This is a genomic window from Pengzhenrongella frigida, assembly GCF_004168625.1.
Taxonomy (GTDB): domain Bacteria; phylum Actinomycetota; class Actinomycetes; order Actinomycetales; family Cellulomonadaceae; genus Pengzhenrongella; species Pengzhenrongella frigida.
Genome location: NZ_SDWW01000030.1, coordinates 1 through 20,102 on the forward strand (window position 1 = coordinate 1; position 20,102 = coordinate 20,102).

Consider the following 20,102-nt stretch of genomic DNA (forward strand, 5'->3'; position numbering starts at 1 on the left):
ATCTGCGCCGTGGCCGCCGACCGGTGCGACCTCGACCACCGCGAACCGTTCCACCCCGACGGCACCGGCGGAGCCACGTCCGCCGCCAACCTCGGCCCCCTATGCAGGCGCGACCACCTGATCAAGACCCACGCCCGATGGCACCTATCCACCGACCCCCAGACGCCGGGTTCCTACACGTGGACCACCCCCACCGGGCACATCTACCCCTACCGACCCGACCCACCACCCGGACACGAACCCCCACTGACCCGCGACTTCGACTGGGACACCCCACCCCCGTTCTGACGCCACGCCGCCCCTGCCCGGCGCCGCGACCGATCTGACGTGAGGCCATCACCACCCGACGCGACGCCACCTCGTCCTGACGTCCTGACACGACGACGCCACCTCGTCCTGACGTCCTGACACGACACCGTGGGGACGCGCTCGTCGCCACCCCCACCCCATGCGAACCCCAGGACCCGGTCGTGCCGACTCATCGGGCTAGAGCGCGACGAGGGGCCCGGATCCTGGTGGATCCGGGCCCCTCGTCATGCGGTTCGAACTGGGTCAGCGTTGGCCGACTAGTCCGAGATGGGCATCGTCTGCGTGTCGCCCGACGTGGACGACGGCGGCGCCGGCGGCAGGTCGGTGCCGGACACGGTCGCCGCGACGGTGACCGGCTCCGGGATGGATTCGCCCTTGGGAACCCCGCGGAACGTGAACTCCCCCAGCAGACCCTCACCGACGGCGTCCACGAGGATCAGCTGACCCGCGCGGATCTCACCGAAGAGGATCTTCTCGGAGAGCGAGTCCTCGATCTCACGCTGGATCGCGCGCCGCAGCGGGCGGGCACCGAGGACCGGGTCGTAGCCCTTCTCGGCAAGCAGCGCCTTGGCTGCGGGCGTGATCTCGATCGCCATGTCCTTGTCGGCCAGGCGCAGGGCGAGCTTGGCGATCATCAGGTCGACGATCGCGAAGATCTCGGGCTGCGAGAGCTGCGGGAACACCACGACGTCGTCCACGCGGTTGAGGAACTCCGGGCGGAAGTGCTGCTTGAGCTCGTCGAGCACCTTGGACTTCATGCGCTCGTACGACGTCGACAGGTCGCCGCCGGCCTGGAATCCGGTCTGCAGGCCCTTGGCGATGTCCCGCGTGCCGAGGTTCGTGGTCATGATGATCACGGTGTTCTTGAAGTCGACGACCCGACCCTGCGAGTCGGTCAGGTGACCGTCCTCGAGGATCTGCAGCAGCGAGTTGAAGATGTCCGCGTGCGCCTTCTCGACCTCGTCGAACAGGACGACCGAGAACGGCTTGCGGCGCACCTTCTCGGTGAGCTGACCGCCCTCGTCGTACCCGACGTAGCCGGGAGGCGAGCCGAACAGCCGCGAGACGGTGTGCTTCTCGGAGAACTCGCTCATGTCGAGCTGGATGAGCGCGTTCTCGTCGTCGAACAGGAACTCCGCGAGCGCCTTGGCGAGCTCGGTCTTCCCGACGCCGGTCGGCCCGGCGAAGATGAACGAGCCACCCGGACGCTTCGGGTCCTTGAGGCCGGCCCGGGTGCGACGGATCGCCTGGGAGAGCGACTTGATGGCCGCCTCCTGGCCGACGACGCGCTTGTGCAGGGCGTCCTCCATGTGGAGCAGCCGCGAGCTCTCCTCCTCGGTGAGCTTGAACACCGGGATGCCGGTGGCGAGCGCGAGCACCTCGGCGATCAGGTCCTCGTCCACCTCCGCGACCGAGTCCATGTCGCCCGACTTCCAGGACTTCTCCTTCTCGACCCGGCGCAGCCCGAGCTGCTTCTCCTTGTCGCGCAGGCGAGCGGCCTTCTCGAAGTCCTGCTCGTCGATCGCGGACTCCTTGTCGCGACGCGCCTCGGCGATCTGCTCGTCGAGCTCGCGCAGCTCCGGCGGAGCCGTCATGCGGCGGATGCGCAGGCGCGCGCCCGCCTCGTCGACGAGGTCGATCGCCTTGTCCGGCAGGAACCGGTCGTTGACGTACCGGTCGGCGAGCGTCGCGGCGGCCACGAGGGCGCCGTCCGTGATCGACACGCGGTGGTGCGCCTCGTAGCGGTCGCGCAGCCCCTTGAGGATCTCGATCGCGTGCTTGAGCGTGGGCTCGGCGACCTGGATCGGCTGGAAGCGGCGCTCGAGCGCGGCGTCCTTCTCGACGTACTTGCGGTACTCCTCGAGCGTGGTGGCCCCGATGGTCTGGAGCTCGCCGCGCGCGAGCATCGGCTTGAGGATGCTGGCGGCGTCGATCGCGCCCTCAGCGGCACCGGCCCCGACGAGCGTGTGGATCTCGTCGATGAACAAGATGATGTCGCCGCGGGTACGGATCTCCTTGAGCACCTTCTTCAGGCGCTCCTCGAAGTCACCGCGGTACCGGCTGCCGGCCACGAGCGCGCCCAGGTCGAGCGTGTAGAGCTGCTTGTCCTTGAGGGTCTCGGGCACGTCGCCGCGCACGATGTCCTGGGCCAGGCCCTCGACGATGGCGGTCTTGCCGACGCCTGGCTCTCCGATGAGGACCGGGTTGTTCTTGGTGCGTCTGGACAGCACCTGCATGACCCGCTCGATCTCTTTCTCACGTCCGATGACGGGGTCGAGCTTGCCGTCACGGGCAGCCTGGGTCAGGTTCCGGCCGAACTGGTCGAGCACGGCGGAGCCGGAGGGCTGGCCCTCGGCGGGGCCGCCGGAGGCGACCGGCTCCTTGCCCTGGTACCCGCTGAGCAGCTGGATGACCTGCTGGCGCACGCGGTTGAGGTCGGCGCCGAGCTTGTTCAGCACCTGGGCGGCGACGCCCTCGCCCTCGCGGATGAGGCCGAGCAGGATGTGCTCGGTACCGATGTAGTTGTGGCCGAGCTGCAGCGCCTCGCGCAGGGACAGCTCGAGCACCTTCTTGGCGCGCGGCGTGAAGGGGATGTGGCCCGACGGGGCCTGCTGGCCCTCGCCGATGATCTCCTGGACCTGGGAGCGCACGCCGTCGAGGGAGATCCCCAAGGACTCGAGCGCCTTCGCGGCAACCCCCTCGCCCTCGTGGATGAGGCCGAGCAGGATGTGCTCCGTGCCGATGTAGTTGTGGTTGAGCATCCGCGCTTCTTCTTGCGCGAGGACGACTACCCGGCGGGCTCGGTCCGTAAATCTTTCGAACATGTGCACTCCTCACGAGGCGACGTACAGCCAGGGCTGGGATCCGGGCGGGAACGGCGTGATTTCCAGGCTAACCGGGCCGGGTGCCAGGAACAGCCCGTGTTCGCCGCAGGCGTGACGTTGTGCGTCACGCCTGCGGCGAACACGCCGCCGTGAACGCGGCCAACGCGTCGTCGGAGAACAGGACGAATCGCACCAGGTCAGGGCCGGTAGCCGGCTCGACACCTGCACGGGTGACCCGGCCCGACGACGCGCCGTCGGCCCAGGTGCGCACCGCCTGCACCGCGATCGCGGCAACATCGCGGACGTCCCAGCCGTAGACGCCGGCGCTCACCGCGGGGAACGCGACCGAGCGGGCTCCGAGCTCGGCCGCGACGTCGAGCGACCGGGTGAAGCAGGAGGCGAGCAGCGCTGGATCCGTCTCGCCGCGGTGCGCGTTCGGTCCGACGGTGTGGATCACCCAGCGGGCGGGGAGCCGGCCCGCGCCCGTCGCCACGGCCTGCCCGACGGCGAGCCCCGCCGGCAGGGTGGTCCGCCGCAGCTCGCGGCACTCGGCGAGCAGGGCCGGACCGGCGGCGGCATGGATCGCGCCGTCGACGCCGCCGCCGCCGAGCAGCGACGAGTTCGCGGCGTTGACGATGGCGTCGGTCCGTTCGAGCGTGAGGTCCCCGCGCACGACCTCGATCCGGACCGCTCCCATGCTCATGCCTCCAGCAGGATCGTCACGGGCCCGTCGTTCACGAGCTCGACCGCCATGTCGGCGCCGAACGCCCCGGTGGTCACGTCGAGCCCTCGGATGCGCAGTGCGGCCACCAGGCTCTCCACGATCGGTTCGGCGACCGGCCCGGGCGCGGCCTTGTTCCAGGTCGGGCGGCGACCCTTGCCGGTGTCGGCATACAGGGTGAACTGGCTGACCACGAGGACGGGCGCCCCCGCGTCGAGCGCGGACCGTTCGTCACGCAGGATCCGCAGGTCGGCGATCTTGCGCGCGACGAGCTCGACCTGAGGCGCGCCGTCGTCGTGCGTGACCCCGACCAGCACGAGCAGCCCCGGACGGTCGATCGCACCCACGACGACGCCGCCCACGGTCACCGACGCCCGCGTCACGCGCTGCACGACAGCCCTCACGCCGCACCGACCACGCGGGGGCTCGTCATGCGGGGGTGGGGCCGAACGTGGCGGTGATCGCGCCGACCGGGCGACCGTGACCGAGGACAGGCGTGCGGCCGAGCTCGCGGATCGCCTCCGAGTCGAGGCCCGCGATCGCCAGCGCTGCGGCGAGGACGGCCGGTCGCGGCCGGTCGGCGCCGTCGAGCACCTTGAAGGCGAGGGAACCGCCGTCGGCCAGCCCGGCCGCGTAGACGCCGTCGGCCCCGTCCTTGGCGACCAGGCCGGGCGCCGCCGCCATCGCGAGGGTCGCGTCGCGGCCGGTTCCGCCGACGAGCTCCGGGTGCGCGTTCATCGCGATGGCCACCCGGGCGTGCGGGCTGCCGGGCTCGCGGCGCGGCGCCGCGGCGATCCGGCCGAAGGCGCGGGCGAGCCCGAGCACGGTGGTGGAGAACAGGGGTGCCCCGCAGCCGTCGAGGGTCACGTGGGAGACCGGCACACCGGTGAGCAGCTCGATCTCGTCCCGGACCGCCAGCTGCAGCGGGTGCCCGACGGCGAGGTAGTCGGCCAGGCCCCAGCCCGCCGCCACGCAGGTGGCGAGCATGGCCGCATGCTTGCCCGAGCAGTTCTGGGTGAGCGGGCACGCATGGCCCCCGGCGAGCTGCCACGCGAGCGCCGCGGCCGGGCCGAGGGGCAGGTCCGGGGTGTTCTGCAGGTCCGCCTCGGTCCGGCCGGCGCCCGCGAGGATCGCGCGCACACCGGCGAGGTGCACGGGCTCGCCCGAATGGCTCGCGCAGGCCAGGGCCAGGGGCGCCCCCTCGAGCTCGAGGCCCGCGCGCACCATCGCGGCCCCCTGCAACGGTTTCAGCGAGGACCGGGCCCAGATCACCGTGTCCGGGTCACCGAGCGCGAACCGCACCGACCCGTCGGGGGCGAGCACCACGAGGTGACCGGAGTGCACCGACTCGAGCAGGTCGCCGCGCACGACGTGCGCGAGCGGCGCGGCCGTCTGCGTCGAGGATTGGCTCACCAGCCGCCGCGCGGCGACTTGCCGCCGCCGCCCTGTCCACGCCCGCGTCGACCCGAGTACGGGCGCACCGCCGGACGCACGTCGACGAGGTAGACGATCCCGCCGACTGCGGCCGCGAGGGCCAGGAACGAGAACGCGCCCAGCCCGATCGGGGCGGGGATGGCGACGAACGCGACCGCGGTCGCCGCACCCGTGACGGCGAGCCAGAAGTTCTTGGTCCGCTTGCCGGCGCTGACGAACGCACCCGCGGGGCGGGTCAGTGCGTCCACCAGCGCCCACGCCGCGAAGACGAAGACGGTGAAGTAGAGCGCGAAGTAGACGAGGATCTGCAGGGATCGGATCACCCTGGAGAGCCTACGAGATGCGTGGCCGAACCGTCACGGCACGACGAGAAGCCCCTCGGCACGGGCGGCCTCGGTGAACGGCGCGTCCCAGCTGAGCACCGCGAGGTCGGGGCTGCGCAGCGCGAGGGCGCTGGCGAGGTGCACGGTGTCGGTGGCCCGCAGCGGGTGCGACTCCGACAGCTCGGCGGCGCGCTCCATCAGGTCGTCGCCCAGCTCGACCGTCCACAGCCCGCGCCACAGCCGGGCCCAGCGCCGGTGCGCGCGCTGGAAGGCGGCGTCGTCGATCTTGCCGATCCGCAGCCCGCCCGCGAGGACCGTGCGGACCTCGACGTCGGCCAGCCGCGAGGTGATCACCGTGTCCGCGCCGTCCCACAGTGCGGCGGCCACGTCGGAGCCGGCCGCGGGCATGCACAGCCGGACGAGCGCACCCGGGTGGAAGTAGACGAGAGCCATGTCGCGGGCGCTGCTCAGCGGCGCAGGCGGCGGGCGAGCCCCGACAGGGCCTGCGCGGGACGGTTGCGGTCATGCGCCTCCGCGGCCGGGCGCACGGCAGCCGGGGGCCCGATCACACCCTCGCGCTGGAGCCGCGTGAGCAGATCCGTCGAGGCGATCGGGGACAGACGGGCCACCGGAACCCCACGATCGGTGATCACGACGTCCTGCCCCGAACGGGCGGCGTCGATCCATTGCTTCAGCTCGGCGCGCAGGGCGCTCACGGAGACCTCCATGACAGAGCAACGTACAGGAGCGCGAAAACGCGCTGTACGCCTGCCGCGGGGACGTCAGAACTCGGGCAGGTTCTCCCGGGCGGCCTCGGGGGCGACGCCGGCGACCTCCAGCAGGTCGACCACGAGCGAGCGCAGAAGGAGGACCAGGCTCTGCGCCTGCCAGTCCTCGGGGGCCAGTGCGAACGGGTCGGTCCGCGCCGCGATCGTGAGCAGGTCCGCGCGGGCGCGGTCGAGGGACCGGTCGGTGCCGAACGACACCGCGATCTCCACCGACGCGTCCGCCAGATCGTCGACCAGGTCGGCCAGCGGCCCGAGCTCGCGCCCGGTCCCGAGCACGGCGATCGCGCGCCGGGCGAGGACGCGGGCGTTGCGCATCGCGTGGTCGGCCTTGGCGCCGGCCTCCTGCAGGGCGGTCAGCTCGGCGCGGTACCGGACCCACCCGGGCGAGACCCGCGCGATGTCGCGAGCGCTGGCCGCGTTCGTCCGCCAGTCGGCGAACGCCGGTTCGGCCGCCCGACCCCGCACGAGGGAGTCCTCGGCCCCGCCCGGGTCGTCGGACCGCAGCCCGCCGGCCAGGCTGCGCAGCATCGCGGCCATCTCGTGCATCGCGGAGCGCGCTGCCTCCCGCGGTCGGCGGCGTGGGTCGGTCGAGCCGAGGGTGGCGACGAGCAGTGCGACCCCGCCCCCCACGAGCGCGTCGGTCCACCGGCCGACCGGTCCGTCGGTCAGCACGGCGGCGGGCAGGCCGACGATGACGATCGCCTGCACCCCGGCCTGGGTGGTCAGCAGAGCACCGCGGTCGATGAACCGCCCGACCAGCCCGGCCACGGCGAGCACGACGGCGATCTGCCACCAGCCGGAGCCCATCAGGTGCACGAACAGGTCTCCGGCGGCGACCCCGAGCGCGACCCCGATCGCGAGCTCGGCGACCCGACGCACCTGCCGGTCGGCACTGAACCCGAGCGCGACCCAGGCCGAGACGGGCGCGAAGAAGGGGTAGTCGTGACCGAGGGCGTAGCGGGCGATCCCGAACGAGACGCCGGCCGCGACACTCGCCTGGAGCACCGGCACGAACGAGGTGCGCACCCGCGCCCAGCCCTGCCGGGCGCGGGCGGCGACGACGACGCGAGCCCGGTCCGACGCCGTCCGTGCGGTCGAGGTCACAGGCTCGGGTGGTGACCCAGCCCGCGCGCGACCGGCCCGCGCGGCGTGGGTCGGTCCACCGAGACCCCTTCGCCCGCCACGATCACTTCCTGCCCGGCCGCGACCGCGCCACCCTCGCAGGCGACCTGGAGATCGAGATCCTCCGGCACGCTGCGCTTGATCACGGCGAGCGCGATCGGTCCCATCTCATGATGGCGGGCCACCGAGGTCACGGCACCGACCACGCGTTCCCCGGCACTGACCTCGGCGCCGGGAAGCGGCAGCAGATGCCCCGACCCGTCGAGGTGCAGCATGACCAGCCGCCGCGGCGGTCGACCCATGTTGTGCACGCGGGCCACGGACTCCTGGCCGCGGTAGCACCCCTTGTGCATGTGCACCGCGGTGCGCAGCCAGTCCAGCTCGTGCGGGATCGACCGGTGATCGACGTCGAACCCGAGCCGCGGGCGCCAGGCCTCGACCCGGGCCGCCTCGCTCGCCCAGGTCCCGGCCAGCCGCCAGCCGGCCGCCTCCCGCTCGACGACCGCGGCCTCGAGCCCCGATCGGGGGACGAGGACCAGTCGCCACGGCCGATCGGCGCCGGGGTGCTCGGCGTCGTCGGGCCCGTAGCGGGTCCCGCCCGGCAGGGTGCGCGGCCACGGGTCGCGCCAGGTGACGGGCTCACCGGGCCCACCCTCGGCGTCGACCGGCTCGCCGAGCACGGCCCAGTCGGCGGTCGCATCCGTGATCTCGACCCGGAGCGAGAACTTCATCTTGTCCAGCCACGCCGTCAGCGTCGGCGCGTGGTCACCCTCGGTGATCAGCCAGGTGGCCGCGCCGTCGTCGACGACCCCGGCTGCGTGCTCGATGTGGCCCTGCGGGCTGAGCACGAGCAGCTCGGTGGAGGTGGCGGGCGCGAGCGTCGTCAGGTCCTGGGACGTGATCGAGTTCAGCCACGTGAGGCGGTCGGGGCCGGCGACGCGCACGACGCCGTAGTGGGACAGGTCGACGACGGCGCCCCCCGCGCGCAGCGCGCGCTGCTCGGCCGTCGGGTCGCCGTAGTGCCAGGCGACGCCGGCGTCGGGCCCGGAACCGCGGACCGCACCGTGACGGGAGAGCAACGGGCTCGGCGCGACGGGCGGGGGCGTCGGGTCGGGCGCGTCCGTCATCTGCGCGTCCGTCATCTGTCGGCCTCCACGCGGGCGAGCCGCGCGGACGCGTAGGTCTGCAGGGGCTGGCCGAACGCGGCCAGGTCCCAGGCCCACATGAGATCCCCCTGCACGAGGCCGTACAGGCGCGTCCCGGCGGCGACCTCGACCGCGGTGGACGTGCTCGCGACCAGGTCGCTCGCCAGCTCGATCCGGCCGCTGCCGACGACGCCGAGGTACAGCGCGAGGTGTCCGGCGGGGTCGCTGAGCAGCAGCTCGACCGGGAACTGGTCCTCGGGGAGCTCGACGGGCCGTTCGGGCGCGATGCGCCAGTACCCCGACTCGGTCGACCAGACCGGCCCCGCCTCCACCTCGAGGTGGTCGCTGCCGGAGCCGTCGATGGCCACGCGAGCGGCGTCGTCGAGGAGCGCCGCGTCGATGAGCTCGGCGGGATTGTCGGGGACGACGACGAGCCGCATCGTCGAGGTGTACCGCAGGTACGGGCCCCCGTCGTGGTCGATGTGGACGTCCTGGACGAACGCCGCCTCCTCGATCCCGGGGTAGCCGACGACTCCCTCGCCGCGCCAGTGGCCTACCAGCCACGCGAGCGGGTACACCTCGGGGGCGAGACCGTCGGGAAGGTCGAACGGCATGGCGGAACCTCTATCTGTCCGAGCATTTCGCGCAGATCGCACGTCGGACGGTCAGGCGGCGGAGGTCAGCGCTGACCCTTGTAGAGCCGGAGAACGACCAGACCGGCGATCCCGCCGATCGCGAGCGTCGCCAGCACGAGTAGTCCGATGAAGAAGAACTCGAGGAAATCCATGGACGTGATCCTATCGAGAGGCGGACTCTACGCTGACGCGATGACCACTTCCTCACGATCTCTTGTCATCAAGACGACCGCCGGCGCCGATCGCCTCGAAGCATGCAACCAGGCGTTCACCGTCGCGGCGACCGCCGTCGCGGCCGGAGCCGACGTGAGCCTGTGGCTCACCGGCGAGGCGTCCTGGCTCGCGCTCCCGGGCCGGGCCGGCGCCCTCGAGCTCGCCCATGCCGCTCCCCTGGACGAGCTGCTCGCAGCCGTGCTGGCGGCGGGGACCGTCACCGTCTGCACGCAGTGCGCGGTCCGACGGGACATCACGGCCGACGACGTCGTGCCGGGGGTGCGCATCGCGGGTGCGGCCACTTTCGTCGAGGAGATCCTGGCCCCCGGCGCGCAGGCCCTCGTCTACTGAGCCGACGGGTCTGCGACGCCGACGGGTCTGGCGACCGATCAGCCGACCAGGACCCGGCCCACGACGTAGACCAGGATGCCTGTCACCGTGACCGGCAGCACTATCGCGGCGATGGACGCCCAGCGCCCGCGCAGCGACTCCAGCCCGTCGAAGAGCTCGAGCAGGGCCGCGAGCAGGATGCCCACCGCGAGCCCGATCAGGGCTCCGACCTGGGGTTCGATCCCCGGCACGAGCAGACCTGCACCAGCGCCAGCGCCCGCCGCGGCCGCCAGGGTGGCGAACGCACCCGCCCACCCGGCGACCGGGAGCGCCGAGACGGCGGACCCGACCGCGAGCGCGACGGCGCCGGTCACGACCAGGTCGACGCCGCCGGTGGTCCGGCCCGCCGCGATCCAGCCGGCGGCCGAGGCCGCGATGATCACGCCCGCCACGACACCGGAGACCGACTCCACGAGCCGCTCCCGACCGTCGCGCCGGGTCAGCTCGTGGACGAACGACAGCACGATCGCCAGCGCGAACACGAGCGGCAGCTCGCGCAGGAACGGTTCACCCTCGGTGACCGCGATGGCCGCCACCGCGCCGATCCCGCCGAGGCCGATGACGAGGGACGGGCCGAGCCGCACGGGCAGGGAGACCAGGGACGGCCACCCGACGGCGACCGCGACGACGAGCACCCCCGCGAACAGGATCAGCGGCAGCTCGCCGACGAAGGCGGTGGCAGCGACGACGGCAGCGACGGCGGCCGTCGCCACAGCGCGGGACGAGACGTCCATCAGTGCCCCACCGCCGCGTCCGGGGCACAGTCCACCGAGGTCGGGAGGTGGGGTTGGGGGCAAAGCACGGGCATGAGTCTCTCAGATCAGCCCGTCCGGCCGTGCCGGGCCTGCCCGGGCGGTAAACTCGCAACCTTATTGACCCCGAGGGGGACCCCTGGTGGCAGATCTTCTGCTTCTCACGGCCACGGCGGGCGGCTCGGCTCAGGTCCTTCCCGCACTGGGTCTGCTGTCGCACCGCATCCGCGTGCTGCCCATCGAGCCGTCTGCACTCGTCGACGCGCCCGACTCCGACATCGTGCTGCTCGACGCGCGCCGCGACCTCGTCGCGGCCCGCACCACCTGCCGGTTGCTCCGGGCGACCGGGCTCGACGTCCCCCTGGTGCTCGTGCTGACCGAGGGCGGGCTCACCGTGGTGAAGGCGGACTGGGGCGTGGACGACCTCCTGCTCGAGACCGCCTCACCGGCCGAGGTCGAGGCGCGGTTCCGGCTCGCGATGGAGCGTTCCGCGTCGGCCGGCTTCGAGAGCGGCCCGCAAGAGATCTCCGCAGGCGAGCTCACCATCGACGCGGGCGGCTACAGCGCTCGCGTGCGCGGCCGGCCCCTGGACCTCACGTACAAGGAGTTCGAGCTCATCAAGTACCTCGTGCAGCACCCGGGGCGCGTGTTCACGCGCGCCCAGCTGCTGCAGGAGGTCTGGGGGTACGACTACTACGGGGGCACGCGCACCGTCGACGTGCACGTCCGGCGGCTGCGCGCGAAGCTCGGTTCCGAGCACGAGCAGCTGATCGGCACGGTGCGCAACGTGGGTTACCGGTTCGACCCGCCGAAGGAGCGCCGCGAGGCAGCGCTGGAGTCGGTCGCGGGCGGGCCCGGTCTGGGTGCGGTCTCCTGAGGTCACACCTCGCTGCGCCCGACCCGGTAGGTTCGCCCCAATGAACGTCGACTCGAGCACCGTCCTGATGGCTGGGCCTTGGCGACACCAGTTCGTCCCGGCCAACGCCGCGCGGTTCCATGTCGCGATCGCGGGTCCGGACGACCGCGACGCTCCCCTGGTCGTGCTGCTGCACGGGTTCCCCCAGTTCTGGTGGGCCTGGCGCCACCAGATCGAGGCGCTGGCCGACGCCGGCTACCGCGTCGCGGCGATGGACCTGCGCGGCACCGGCGCGTCCGACAAGCCCCCGCAGGGCTACGACGTGCCGACGCTGTCCCGGGACGTCGCCGGCCTGATCCGCTCCCTCGGGGCCGACCGTGCCGTCGTCGTCGGGCAGGGGCTCGGCGGCGCCGTCGCGTGGTCGATGCCCGTGCTCCAGCCGGGGGTCACCCAGGCGATCGCCGCCGTGTCCGCCCCGCACCCGCTGCAGATGCACACCGGCCTGGGCGGCTGCATGCGCCCGGCGGCCGCACGGCACCTCGCCTTCTTCCAGCTGCCGTACCTGCCCGAGCGTGCGCTGACCCGCTCCGACCTGGTCGCGCGGGTGCTGCGCGAGTGGGGCGCGCCGGGGTGGCTGGACCCCGAGACGCTCGGCACCTACCGCTCCGCGGCCCGGGTCCCGTTCGCAGCGCACAGCGCGATGGAGCAGATGCGTTGGCTCGTGCGCTCGACACCGCGCCCCGACGGTCGCCGGTACCTCGCGGCCATGCGGACGCCCGCCGAGATCCCGACCCTGCAGCTGCACGGCGAGGACGACCGCTGCCTGCCGGCCTCGCGCGCCGCGCTGCGGGGTTCCGACATCGAGCTCGCCGGGTCGCAGCATCGGTTCCAGCTCGTCCCCGGAGCGGGGCACTTCCTGCCCGAGGAAGCGCCGGTCCGGGTCACCGCGATCCTGCGCTCCTGGCTCGCGGAGGTCGCGCCGACCTGAGTCCGCGCCAGTAGGTCCGCGTCAGTAGGTGAAGGCCTCCAGACGTTCGCGCAGGTCGGCCGACAGCCGGGCGAGCTCGTTGACCGAGGCGCCCATCTGACCGAGGACCTCGCTGGAGCTGGCGGCACCGCTGGCCACGCCGGCGATGTTCTCCGCGATCTCCCCCGAACCCGTGGCGGCCTCGGTGACCGACCGGGACATCTCGTTGGTGGTGGCGGTCTGCTCCTCGACGGCGCTCGCGATGGTCAGCTGGTAGTCGTTGATCGAGGCGATGATCGCGCTGATCTCGCCGATGGCCACCACCGCGCCGGACGTGTCGACCTGGATCGCGTCGACCCGGCGGGTGATCTCCTCGGTGGCGCGGGCGGTCTCCCGGGCGAGCTCCTTGACCTCGCCGGCCACGACGGCGAACCCCTTGCCGGCCTCGCCGGCGCGGGCGGCCTCGATGGTGGCGTTCAGGGCCAGCAGGTTGGTCTGTTCGGCGATGGACGTGATCGCCTTGACGACGTTGCCGATCTCGCCCGAGGACACTCCCAGCCGGGTGATCAGGTCGGTGGTGGACGCTGCGACGCCCGTCGCGGTGCTGGCGACCTTGGCGGCCTCGTTGGCGTTCTGGGCGATCTCGCGGATCGAGGCGCCCATCTCCTCGGCGCCCGCCGCGACCGTCTGCACGTTCCGGCTGACCTGCTCGGAGGCCGCCGCGACGACTCCGGCCTGAGCGCTGGTCTCCTCCGACCCCGCCGAGACCTGGGTGTTCGCCGCCGACAGCTCCTCGGCCGCGGCCGCCACCGTGTGCGCGGTCTCGCCGATCTCGGTCAGCGTGCCGCACAGGGCGACCAGCGCGTGGTCCAGCCCAGCGGCCATGACGCCGATCTCATCCTTCGAGGCGAGCCCCGACCGGCGGGTGAGGTCACCCGTCGCCAGCGCCTCGACGACGACGCCGACGGCCTTCATCGGGCGGGTGATCATGCGGGTGACGGCGATGCCCAGCAGCAGGCCGAGCAGCGACCCCACGGCCACCGCGATGAGGGAGATGGTGCGGGTCGAGGCGACCAGGGCGTCGGCATCGGCGACGAGGTCGGCTGCACGGGATGCCTCCTCCTGGGTGACCTCGGCGAGGATCTCCGTCATCTCCGCGATGACCGGGGCGGCCTGGGTGTCCCGGAGGTTCTGGACCAGGGCGACGTCCCCGGCGAGGCTCGCGGGGATGTACGCGTCGTCGATGACGGACCGGTACTCGGCGAGGTGCGCCCGGAGCGACTCGACGACTTCCTCGCTGCCCGCCGGTGCGGCGGCCGCGTAGCCCTCGAGATCCGCGTCGGTGGTCACCCGCGCGGCCGTGATCGAGGCACCGTACTTGTCCTTGGTCGGGCGGTCGACGCTCCCCGCGTGGGCGAGCACGAGCACCCGCTCGGTGAGGAGGTCGCTCACGAGATGGTCCGCCAGCACGGTGGTCTCGAGCGCCTCGTCGTTGATGACGCGGATGTCGTCTTGCAGGAGTCCGAGCCGAACGACCGAGAGCACCGTCAGGCCGAGCGACAGCGACAACAACGCCGCCACCACGAAGCCGATCTTGAAGCCGACGGGACGGTCCCTGAGCGACATGCTGCGCATCTTCGTGTTCTCTCTGTGAGCCCCTGCGGATCTCGAATTGCTCAACAGATCGGCAACCAGAACACGAAGATGAGACCTTCGACACACCCGAAGGGCGATCGCCGTCGGGCAATCGTCGTCGGGCGATCAGTCCGGCTTGACCATCGCCGCGGCGCGCTCGGGGTTGCTCTCCCCGATGCCGAACGACGGGCACAGGTTCGCGATCGGGCACGCGCCGCACGCGGGGTTGCGCGAGAAGCAGATGCGCCGGCCGTGGAAGATCAGCCGGTGCGACAGCGGGGTCCATTCCCGGCGCTCGATGAGCTCGGCGAGGTCGCGCTCGACCTTGACCGGGTCGTCGTTGTCCGTCCAGCCGAGGCGACGCGCCAGCCGGCCGACGTGGGTGTCGATCGTCAGCCCCGGGATGTCGAACGCGTTGCCGAGCACGACGTTCGCCGTCTTGCGCCCGACGCCCGGCAGCGTGACGAGATCGTCGAGCCGGGCAGGCACCACGCCGTCGTACCGTTCGGTGAGCGCGCGCCCGATCCCGAGCAGCGACTCGGACTTGGCCCGGAAGAACCCGGTCGACCGGATCAGGTCCTCCAGCTCGCCGCGGTCGGCCGCCGCATAGCTGCGGGCGTCGGGGTAGCGGGCGAACAGGGCCGGGGTCACCAGGTTGACCCGCTTGTCGGTGCACTGCGCCGAGAGGACGGTCGCGACGAGCAGCTCGAGCGGGGAGGAGAAGTCCAGCTCGCAGTGCGCCTCCGGGTACCGCAGGGCCAGCTCGCGGTTGATCCGGCGCGCGCGCCGCACGAGGGCGAGGTGCGTCTCGGAGGGTCGGCCGGTGGTTGCCACGGCGCGCAGCCTACGTCCGTTGCTCCCCTTGGGTGATCCCGACGGCGCCCGCTCAAGTCGCCGGGCGTCCGGGCCGACAAAAGTGAAAGTGGCGGCAGCACTCACCGCCTCGCATCCAGCGCGATGAACCCGACGGAGGACGACTGTGCACCGACCGGCTCAGACACAGGAACTGGCCCCGTCGGACGTGCGCTCCTCGCGACGGGCGCTGCGCGTCGAGCGGTCCCGGATCGTGCACTGGCGCCGACTGCTGCGCGCACGCATCGACCTCGCCGTCGCGTCGGCGGCGCTGCCCGAAGCCCTCGGCCAGGACCGCCTCGGGGTGCTGCCGGTCGACATCGAGCGAGACCTGCCCGACGACCTCGAGCTGACCGACGCCGTCCTGGCGGGCCGGCCGACGGGTGAGCTGGACCGCCTGGGCGACCTGCGCGCGCTCGACCGGCGTCTGGCGAGCTATGAGAGCACGGTCAGCCAGGCCCTCGACAGCGCGACCACCGAGTACATCCGGCAGCTCGCCGCGACCTCGGCCGACCATCTGAAGGCCACGCGCGAAAACTGGTGACCCCGGCGATGGGGCAGACTGTCAGCCAGACGTGACAGGCGGTACGACGGTAAGGACAAACGTGGACGACGACGTTGTGCTCTCGGCCCCGCTGTTCGCCGACATGGATCCAGACCAGACGCAGGTCCTGCAGGCGTCCCTGACGCCTCTCGACGCCGCACGCGGCGAGGTGCTCTTCCACGAAGGCGAGCGCGGGGATCGGCTCTATGTGATCGAGCGAGGCAAGATCAAGCTCGGTCGGCGATCGAACGACGGGCGCGAGAACCTGCTCGCGGTGCTCGGCCCCGGGGAGATGTTCGGGGAGCTCTCCCTGTTCGACCCGGGCCCGCGGACCGCGACCGCGACCGTCGTGGCCGACGCCCGCGTGCAGGAGCTCGGTCACCAAGACCTCATCGCGTGGCTCGCCACGAACCCGGCGGTCGCCAAGCACCTCCTGCAGGCGCTGGCCCGACGGCTGCGCCGGACCAACGAGGCGCTGGCCGACCTGGTGTTCTCCGACGTGCCGGGCCGGGTGGCCAAGGCGCTGCTCGACCTGTCGACCCGGTTCGGTGAGCCGGTCGAGGACGGCCTGCGCGTCGCGCACGACCTCACGCAGGAGGAGCTCGCGCAGCTCGTCGGGGCGAGCCGCGAGACGGTCAACAAGGCCCTCGCCGACTTCGCCGCCCGCGGCTGGGTTCGCCGGGAGGGTCGCGCGGTCGTCCTGCTCGACGTCGACCGCCTGGAACGCCGAGCCCGCTAGCCCGCAAGCCCGCTCAACGACGAAGGCCCGAGCGGTGACGTCCCACGGGGAGGTCGCCGCTCGGGCCTTGGTCGTTCGAGGTCGAGTCGGTCAGTGCAGCTCCACCAGGAGCTCGAGCTCCACCGGGGAGTCCAACGGCAGGACGGCGACGCCGACGGCGCTGCGCGCGTGGACGCCCCCGTCGCCGAAGATCTCGCCGAGCAGGTCGCTCGCGCCGTTGATCACCTTCGGCTGCCCGGTGAACGACGGGTCGCTCGCGACGAAGCCGGTCACCTTGACGACTCGGCTGATCTTGTCGAGGTCACCGATCAGCGCGCCGACGGCGGCCAGCGCGTTCAGCGTGGCCGTGCGGGCGAGGCCCGCGGCGACCGCCTGCGGCACGAGGCCTGGACCGTCGCCCACCTTGCCCGTTGCCGGCAGCACGCCGTCGACGAAGGGCAGCTGGCCCGAGGTGTAGACGTAGTTGCCCGACTTCACCGCCGGTACGTACGTCGCCACCGGCGCCGCCACCGCAGGCAGCGTCAGCCCGAGCTCGGCGAGCCGGTCCGCGACAACCCCCATCAGGAGGTCTTCGCGCGTTTGAGGTAGGCCACCAGGCCCGAATCCGGTCCTTGGATCACCTGGACGAGCTCCCACCCGTCGGAGCCCCACTGATCCAGGATCGCCTTGGTCGCATGAATGATGAGCGGAACGGTCGCGTACTCCCACGTGGTCGCCATGGAGTGCAGCCTAAGTCCCTCGGCCACGTGAGCACGCCTCTAGAGCCGGGCGCCGATGGACCGGTCCCGGATGTCGACATCATGTCGGTAAGATATCGACATCACGTCGGGAAAAGGCGTGGCTCCCTCGGCCCTGGAGGTCCCCCGTGTTTCTTGCACTGCGCGAACTTGCCTTCGCGCGCACCCGCTTCGGCCTGATGGCCGCCGTCATCGCCATGATCGCCGTGCTGATGGTGCTGCTCTCCGGCCTGTCCTCCGGGCTCGTCGTCGACGGTGTCTCCGGCCTCATGCGCAGCCCGATCGGCGCTGTCGCGTTCTCCGAGGGAACGAAGACCGACTCGGCATTCACCCGCTCCGAGGTGACCAGGGCCCAGTCGGACACCTGGGCGGCTCAGGGCGACGTCGCCGACGCCGAGCTACTCGGCACCTCGATCGTCAACGCCAAGAACGGCGACGGGAGCCCCCTGGACCTCACGTTGTTCGGCGTCGAGCCCGACGGGTTCGTGACACCGGCAGCGGCTCAAGGCCGCGAGATCGCCGGCCCCGGCGAAGCCGTGCTCAGCTCGTCCGCGCGTGACGAGGGTGTCGCGCTCGGCGATGTCATCACTCTGAGCCGCCTCGGGACCACGCTCACGGTGGTCGGCTTCACCGCCGATCAGCGGACCTTCGGCCACGTCGACGTCGCGTTCATCCCCCTGACCACGTGGCAGGAGGTGCACGCCGGAGCAATGGCCGGCGAGCAGCCCAGCCCTGAGGCGTACGACGTCGCGAGCGTCGTGGCCCTGCGTGGGATCGACGGCCGGACCCCGGACCTCGCCGCGGGTGACACCGCGGCGCACACGTCCGCGCGCACCATCAAGGCCGCGTTCGACTCGTCGCCCGGCTATGCGGCCGAGCTCATGACCATGCAGCTGATCAAGGCCTTCCTGTACGCCATCTCCGCGCTCGTCGTGGGAGCGTTCTTCACCCTCTGGACGGTCCAACGGACCCGAGAGCTCGCCGTGATGCGCGCCATGGGAGCCTCGACGCGCTTCCTGCTCACGGATGGCGTGCTTCAGGCCGCGATCCTGCTGGTGGGCGCCCTGGCAGTGGGCATGGGCGTCGGCCTCGCCTTCGGCGGTCTTCTGCAGGGCACCGGCATCCCGTTCGCCCTGGCAACTGGTCCCATCCTGGCCGGCGGGGCGCTGCTGCTCGGGCTCGGCCTGGCCGGTGCCGCCGTCGCAACCGCTCGCATCGCCTCCATCGACCCTGTGACCGCGCTGGGAGAGAACCGATGACCACCACCGCACCGAGCACCCGCACTCGCACCGGCCTGAAGCTCACCGACGTCACCCTGACCTTCGGCGACGGTGACGACCAGGTCACCGCCCTCGACCACGTCGACCTCACCGTCGTCCCGGGCGAGCTGATCGCGATCGTCGGGCCCTCCGGCGCCGGCAAGTCCAGCCTGCTCGCCGTCGCGGGCGGCCTGGCCCGGCCCACGTCCGGGTCGGTCGTCGTGGTCGACACCGACTTGATCGGGTTGTCGTCGCGAGCACTGGCGGCGTTCCGACGCGACCATCTCGGCTTCGTGTTCCAGTCCGGGAACCTCGTCCCTGCGCTCACAGCACTCGACCAGCTCCGCCTGGTCGAGAAGATCACGGGTCGGCGCGCGACCACGCCGCCGGAGGAGCTTCTCCGGGCCGTCGGGATGGACCAGCACGCCGGCCGTCGGCCGGGGCGCCTGTCCGGTGGCGAGCGTCAGCGGGTCGGGATCGCCCGGGCCCTGGTCGCCTCCCCGTCGGTGCTCCTGGTCGACGAGCCGACGGCGGCCCTGGACCGGCGTCGCAGCCACGAGATCGTCGAGGTGCTCGCCTTCCAGACGCACGAGTTCTCCGTGGCGACCGTCATGGTCACGCACGACCACGACGTGCTCGAGCACTGCGACCGTGTCCTCGAGATGATCGACGGCCGACTCCGTCCGCTCTGAGTCGCGCACCGTCCGGCGCTCGGCGTAGGCCGAGCGCCGGACCTTGGCGGCGTCAGCCGCGCTCGACCGCCCGCAGGTATGCGTCCAGGAGGGACGCGGCCGCGGCATAGGCCCGCTCCAGGTCGCCGTCCTGCTCCACCCGGCGCGACGCAGCGTGCACAAGGGCGTTGATCAGCTCGCTCGTGGTCTCCGGGTCCGGAACGCCGATCTCGACGAGGGCGTCGACCACGGGCAGCAGGAGCCGGTCGTGGAACTCGTGCGACCGCCGGGCCAGGTCCTCCGTGGGAGCCACGACCGCGAGCGTGCGGGCCAGGGCGTGCTCGCCGTCTGCCACGAGCTCCAAGTTGGCCCGCAGGAACGCCAGCACCCGGGCACGGGGTCCGTCTGCCGAGGCCGCCGCGGCGTCAAGGCGCTGCTGCCATCGCGGGAACGAGTCCGCGACGACTCCTGCCAGCAGGTCCTCGCGCGACGTGTAGTACTGGTACACGCTCGACCGAGAGAGCCCGGCCAGCGCACCGACCTCGGCGAGAGACGGCATCTTGTCCGGCCGCGCCGTGAGCAGACCTCGGGCCGCCTCCAGCAGCGCATGCTCCCGCGCGGCCCTGTGCTGGGCCACGGTCGGGGCATCGATCCGGGGCACGATCCACCTTCTCAGTCGACGGGAGCGGCGGCCTCGCGGGACCGCACAGCGCACCCGAACGGGCGCCTGCGCAGGATGCCACACCGCCGCCGCGCCCGTCCCGTCGACGGCCAACGCCCCATCGACCGCGTCAGGTCACTACATCTAGTGGGGTGGATCCGCCGGTTCGCCGGCAACGATGAGCAGGTCGTACCACGACTCGATGTCGGGACGACGCCGCAGCAGTGCGCGTCGTTCCCGTTCGGTCATCCCGCCCCACACGCCGAACTCGACGCGGTTGTCGAGGGCGTCCGAGAGACACTCGAGCCGCACCTTGCATCCCATGCATACTGCCCGTGCCGAGCGCTGCGCAGCCCCCTGCACGAACAGCTCATCCGGCGCGAGATTCAAACACGCGCCACTCGCTGTCCAATTTTTGTCCTGCAACACTGCACGCACATCGGCCCCCTTTGCCCCCGTGAACGCCTTATGATCCCCCATCAGTCGGCCTGGACGCTAGACCTACTCGAAGATTGGTACGCCAA

Annotated in this window: 24 protein-coding genes and 1 pseudogene; 8 read left to right on the forward strand and 17 right to left on the reverse strand. The window is 72.0% G+C overall.

What is annotated here, in order from left to right:
- Positions 1-288, forward strand: a pseudogene (locus EUA98_RS19775) (HNH endonuclease); the annotation flags it as partial.
- 278 nt (positions 289-566) lie between these two features.
- On the opposite strand, the gene EUA98_RS12565 reads toward EUA98_RS19775, so the two are convergent.
- The 10 genes from EUA98_RS12565 to EUA98_RS12610 form a co-directional block, all read right to left on the reverse strand.
- Complete coding sequence (locus EUA98_RS12565) at positions 567-3,134, reverse strand: ATP-dependent Clp protease ATP-binding subunit (RefSeq protein WP_130103040.1); 2,568 nt, start codon at positions 3,132-3,134, stop codon at positions 567-569.
- A 124-nt stretch (positions 3,135-3,258) separates the two neighbouring features.
- Entirely contained in the window at positions 3,259-3,837 is a 579-nt protein-coding gene (locus EUA98_RS12570) for an O-acetyl-ADP-ribose deacetylase (RefSeq protein WP_130103041.1), read from the reverse strand.
- On the reverse strand, positions 3,834-4,259 hold the full coding sequence (gene dtd, locus EUA98_RS12575; protein ID WP_130103042.1) for a D-aminoacyl-tRNA deacylase: 426 nt from the start codon (positions 4,257-4,259) through the stop codon (positions 3,834-3,836). The genes EUA98_RS12570 and dtd overlap by 4 nt, the downstream gene beginning before the upstream one ends.
- Positions 4,260-4,284: 25 nt before the next feature.
- On the reverse strand, positions 4,285-5,268 hold the full coding sequence (locus EUA98_RS12580; protein ID WP_130103043.1) for an asparaginase: 984 nt from the start codon (positions 5,266-5,268) through the stop codon (positions 4,285-4,287).
- The gene (locus tag EUA98_RS12585; protein WP_130103044.1) at positions 5,265-5,612 is read right to left on the reverse strand and encodes a DUF2516 family protein; all 348 of its coding nucleotides are present in this window, start codon (positions 5,610-5,612) and stop codon (positions 5,265-5,267) included. Before EUA98_RS12585 ends, EUA98_RS12580 begins: the two co-directional genes overlap by 4 nt.
- A gap of 33 nt (positions 5,613-5,645) precedes the next feature.
- A complete protein-coding gene (locus tag EUA98_RS12590; protein ID WP_130103045.1) occupies positions 5,646-6,065 on the reverse strand; it encodes a type II toxin-antitoxin system VapC family toxin in 420 nt (139 codons plus the stop codon).
- A gap of 14 nt (positions 6,066-6,079) precedes the next feature.
- Positions 6,080-6,340 (reverse strand): type II toxin-antitoxin system Phd/YefM family antitoxin, encoded by a 261-nt coding sequence (locus tag EUA98_RS12595; protein WP_130103046.1) that lies wholly within the window; start codon positions 6,338-6,340, stop codon positions 6,080-6,082.
- A gap of 54 nt (positions 6,341-6,394) precedes the next feature.
- Entirely contained in the window at positions 6,395-7,504 is a 1,110-nt protein-coding gene (locus tag EUA98_RS12600; RefSeq protein WP_130103047.1) for an FUSC family protein, read from the reverse strand.
- Entirely contained in the window at positions 7,501-8,664 is a 1,164-nt protein-coding gene (gene ygfZ / locus EUA98_RS12605) for a CAF17-like 4Fe-4S cluster assembly/insertion protein YgfZ (RefSeq protein WP_242511464.1), read from the reverse strand. Before ygfZ ends, EUA98_RS12600 begins: the two co-directional genes overlap by 4 nt.
- A complete protein-coding gene (locus tag EUA98_RS12610) occupies positions 8,661-9,281 on the reverse strand; it encodes a heme-binding beta-barrel domain-containing protein (protein ID WP_130103048.1) in 621 nt (206 codons plus the stop codon). The genes ygfZ and EUA98_RS12610 overlap by 4 nt, the downstream gene beginning before the upstream one ends.
- A 213-nt stretch (positions 9,282-9,494) precedes the next feature.
- Here EUA98_RS12610 and EUA98_RS12615 point away from each other — a divergent pair, with 213 nt between their 5' ends.
- Entirely contained in the window at positions 9,495-9,866 is a 372-nt protein-coding gene (locus EUA98_RS12615) for a DsrE family protein (RefSeq protein WP_130103049.1), read from the forward strand.
- A 38-nt stretch (positions 9,867-9,904) separates the two neighbouring features.
- Here EUA98_RS12615 and EUA98_RS12620 read toward each other — a convergent pair whose 3' ends face one another.
- A complete protein-coding gene (locus tag EUA98_RS12620) occupies positions 9,905-10,639 on the reverse strand; it encodes a hypothetical protein (protein WP_130103050.1) in 735 nt (244 codons plus the stop codon).
- Between the two features lie 160 nt (positions 10,640-10,799).
- Here EUA98_RS12620 and EUA98_RS12625 point away from each other — a divergent pair, with 160 nt between their 5' ends.
- Positions 10,800-11,534 (forward strand): response regulator transcription factor, encoded by a 735-nt coding sequence (locus EUA98_RS12625; protein ID WP_130103051.1) that lies wholly within the window; start codon positions 10,800-10,802, stop codon positions 11,532-11,534.
- Between the two features lie 40 nt (positions 11,535-11,574).
- Positions 11,575-12,501: an alpha/beta fold hydrolase gene (locus EUA98_RS12630; protein ID WP_130103052.1), complete on the forward strand. Its 927-nt coding sequence runs from the start codon at positions 11,575-11,577 to the stop codon at positions 12,499-12,501.
- A 21-nt stretch (positions 12,502-12,522) separates the two neighbouring features.
- Here the strand turns inward: EUA98_RS12630 and EUA98_RS12635 are convergent, their stop codons facing one another.
- Both EUA98_RS12635 and nth read right to left on the reverse strand, forming a co-directional pair.
- Complete coding sequence (locus EUA98_RS12635; RefSeq protein ID WP_242511465.1) at positions 12,523-14,106, reverse strand: methyl-accepting chemotaxis protein; 1,584 nt, start codon at positions 14,104-14,106, stop codon at positions 12,523-12,525.
- Between the two features lie 135 nt (positions 14,107-14,241).
- Positions 14,242-14,949, reverse strand: a complete 708-nt coding sequence (gene nth, locus EUA98_RS12640) for an endonuclease III (protein ID WP_130103054.1) — start codon at positions 14,947-14,949, stop codon at positions 14,242-14,244.
- 187 nt (positions 14,950-15,136) lie between these two features.
- Between nth and EUA98_RS12645 the strand changes: the two genes are divergently transcribed.
- Both EUA98_RS12645 and EUA98_RS12650 read left to right on the forward strand, forming a co-directional pair.
- Positions 15,137-15,511: a hypothetical protein gene (locus EUA98_RS12645; protein WP_130103055.1), complete on the forward strand. Its 375-nt coding sequence runs from the start codon at positions 15,137-15,139 to the stop codon at positions 15,509-15,511.
- Positions 15,512-15,572: 61 nt separating this feature from the next.
- A complete protein-coding gene (locus EUA98_RS12650; RefSeq protein ID WP_130103056.1) occupies positions 15,573-16,250 on the forward strand; it encodes a Crp/Fnr family transcriptional regulator in 678 nt (225 codons plus the stop codon).
- 90 nt (positions 16,251-16,340) lie between these two features.
- Here the strand turns inward: EUA98_RS12650 and EUA98_RS12655 are convergent, their stop codons facing one another.
- Both EUA98_RS12655 and sp36 read right to left on the reverse strand, forming a co-directional pair.
- Complete coding sequence (locus EUA98_RS12655) at positions 16,341-16,811, reverse strand: RidA family protein (protein ID WP_130103057.1); 471 nt, start codon at positions 16,809-16,811, stop codon at positions 16,341-16,343.
- Complete coding sequence (gene sp36 / locus EUA98_RS12660; RefSeq protein WP_130103058.1) at positions 16,811-16,969, reverse strand: Sp36 family protein; 159 nt, start codon at positions 16,967-16,969, stop codon at positions 16,811-16,813. Before sp36 ends, EUA98_RS12655 begins: the two co-directional genes overlap by 1 nt.
- 146 nt (positions 16,970-17,115) lie before the next feature.
- On the opposite strand from sp36, the gene EUA98_RS12665 reads away from it, so the two are divergent.
- Complete coding sequence (locus tag EUA98_RS12665; protein ID WP_207219079.1) at positions 17,116-18,246, forward strand: ABC transporter permease; 1,131 nt, start codon at positions 17,116-17,118, stop codon at positions 18,244-18,246.
- A complete protein-coding gene (locus EUA98_RS12670) occupies positions 18,243-18,938 on the forward strand; it encodes an ABC transporter ATP-binding protein (protein ID WP_130103059.1) in 696 nt (231 codons plus the stop codon). Before EUA98_RS12665 ends, EUA98_RS12670 begins: the two co-directional genes overlap by 4 nt.
- Positions 18,939-18,990: 52 nt before the next feature.
- Here EUA98_RS12670 and EUA98_RS12675 read toward each other — a convergent pair whose 3' ends face one another.
- Together EUA98_RS12675 and EUA98_RS12680 are read right to left on the reverse strand one after the other, a co-directional pair.
- Entirely contained in the window at positions 18,991-19,578 is a 588-nt protein-coding gene (locus EUA98_RS12675; protein ID WP_130103060.1) for a TetR/AcrR family transcriptional regulator, read from the reverse strand.
- Between the two features lie 144 nt (positions 19,579-19,722).
- Positions 19,723-20,058, reverse strand: a complete 336-nt coding sequence (locus EUA98_RS12680; protein ID WP_207219080.1) for a WhiB family transcriptional regulator — start codon at positions 20,056-20,058, stop codon at positions 19,723-19,725.
- Positions 20,059-20,102 lie beyond the last annotated feature (44 nt).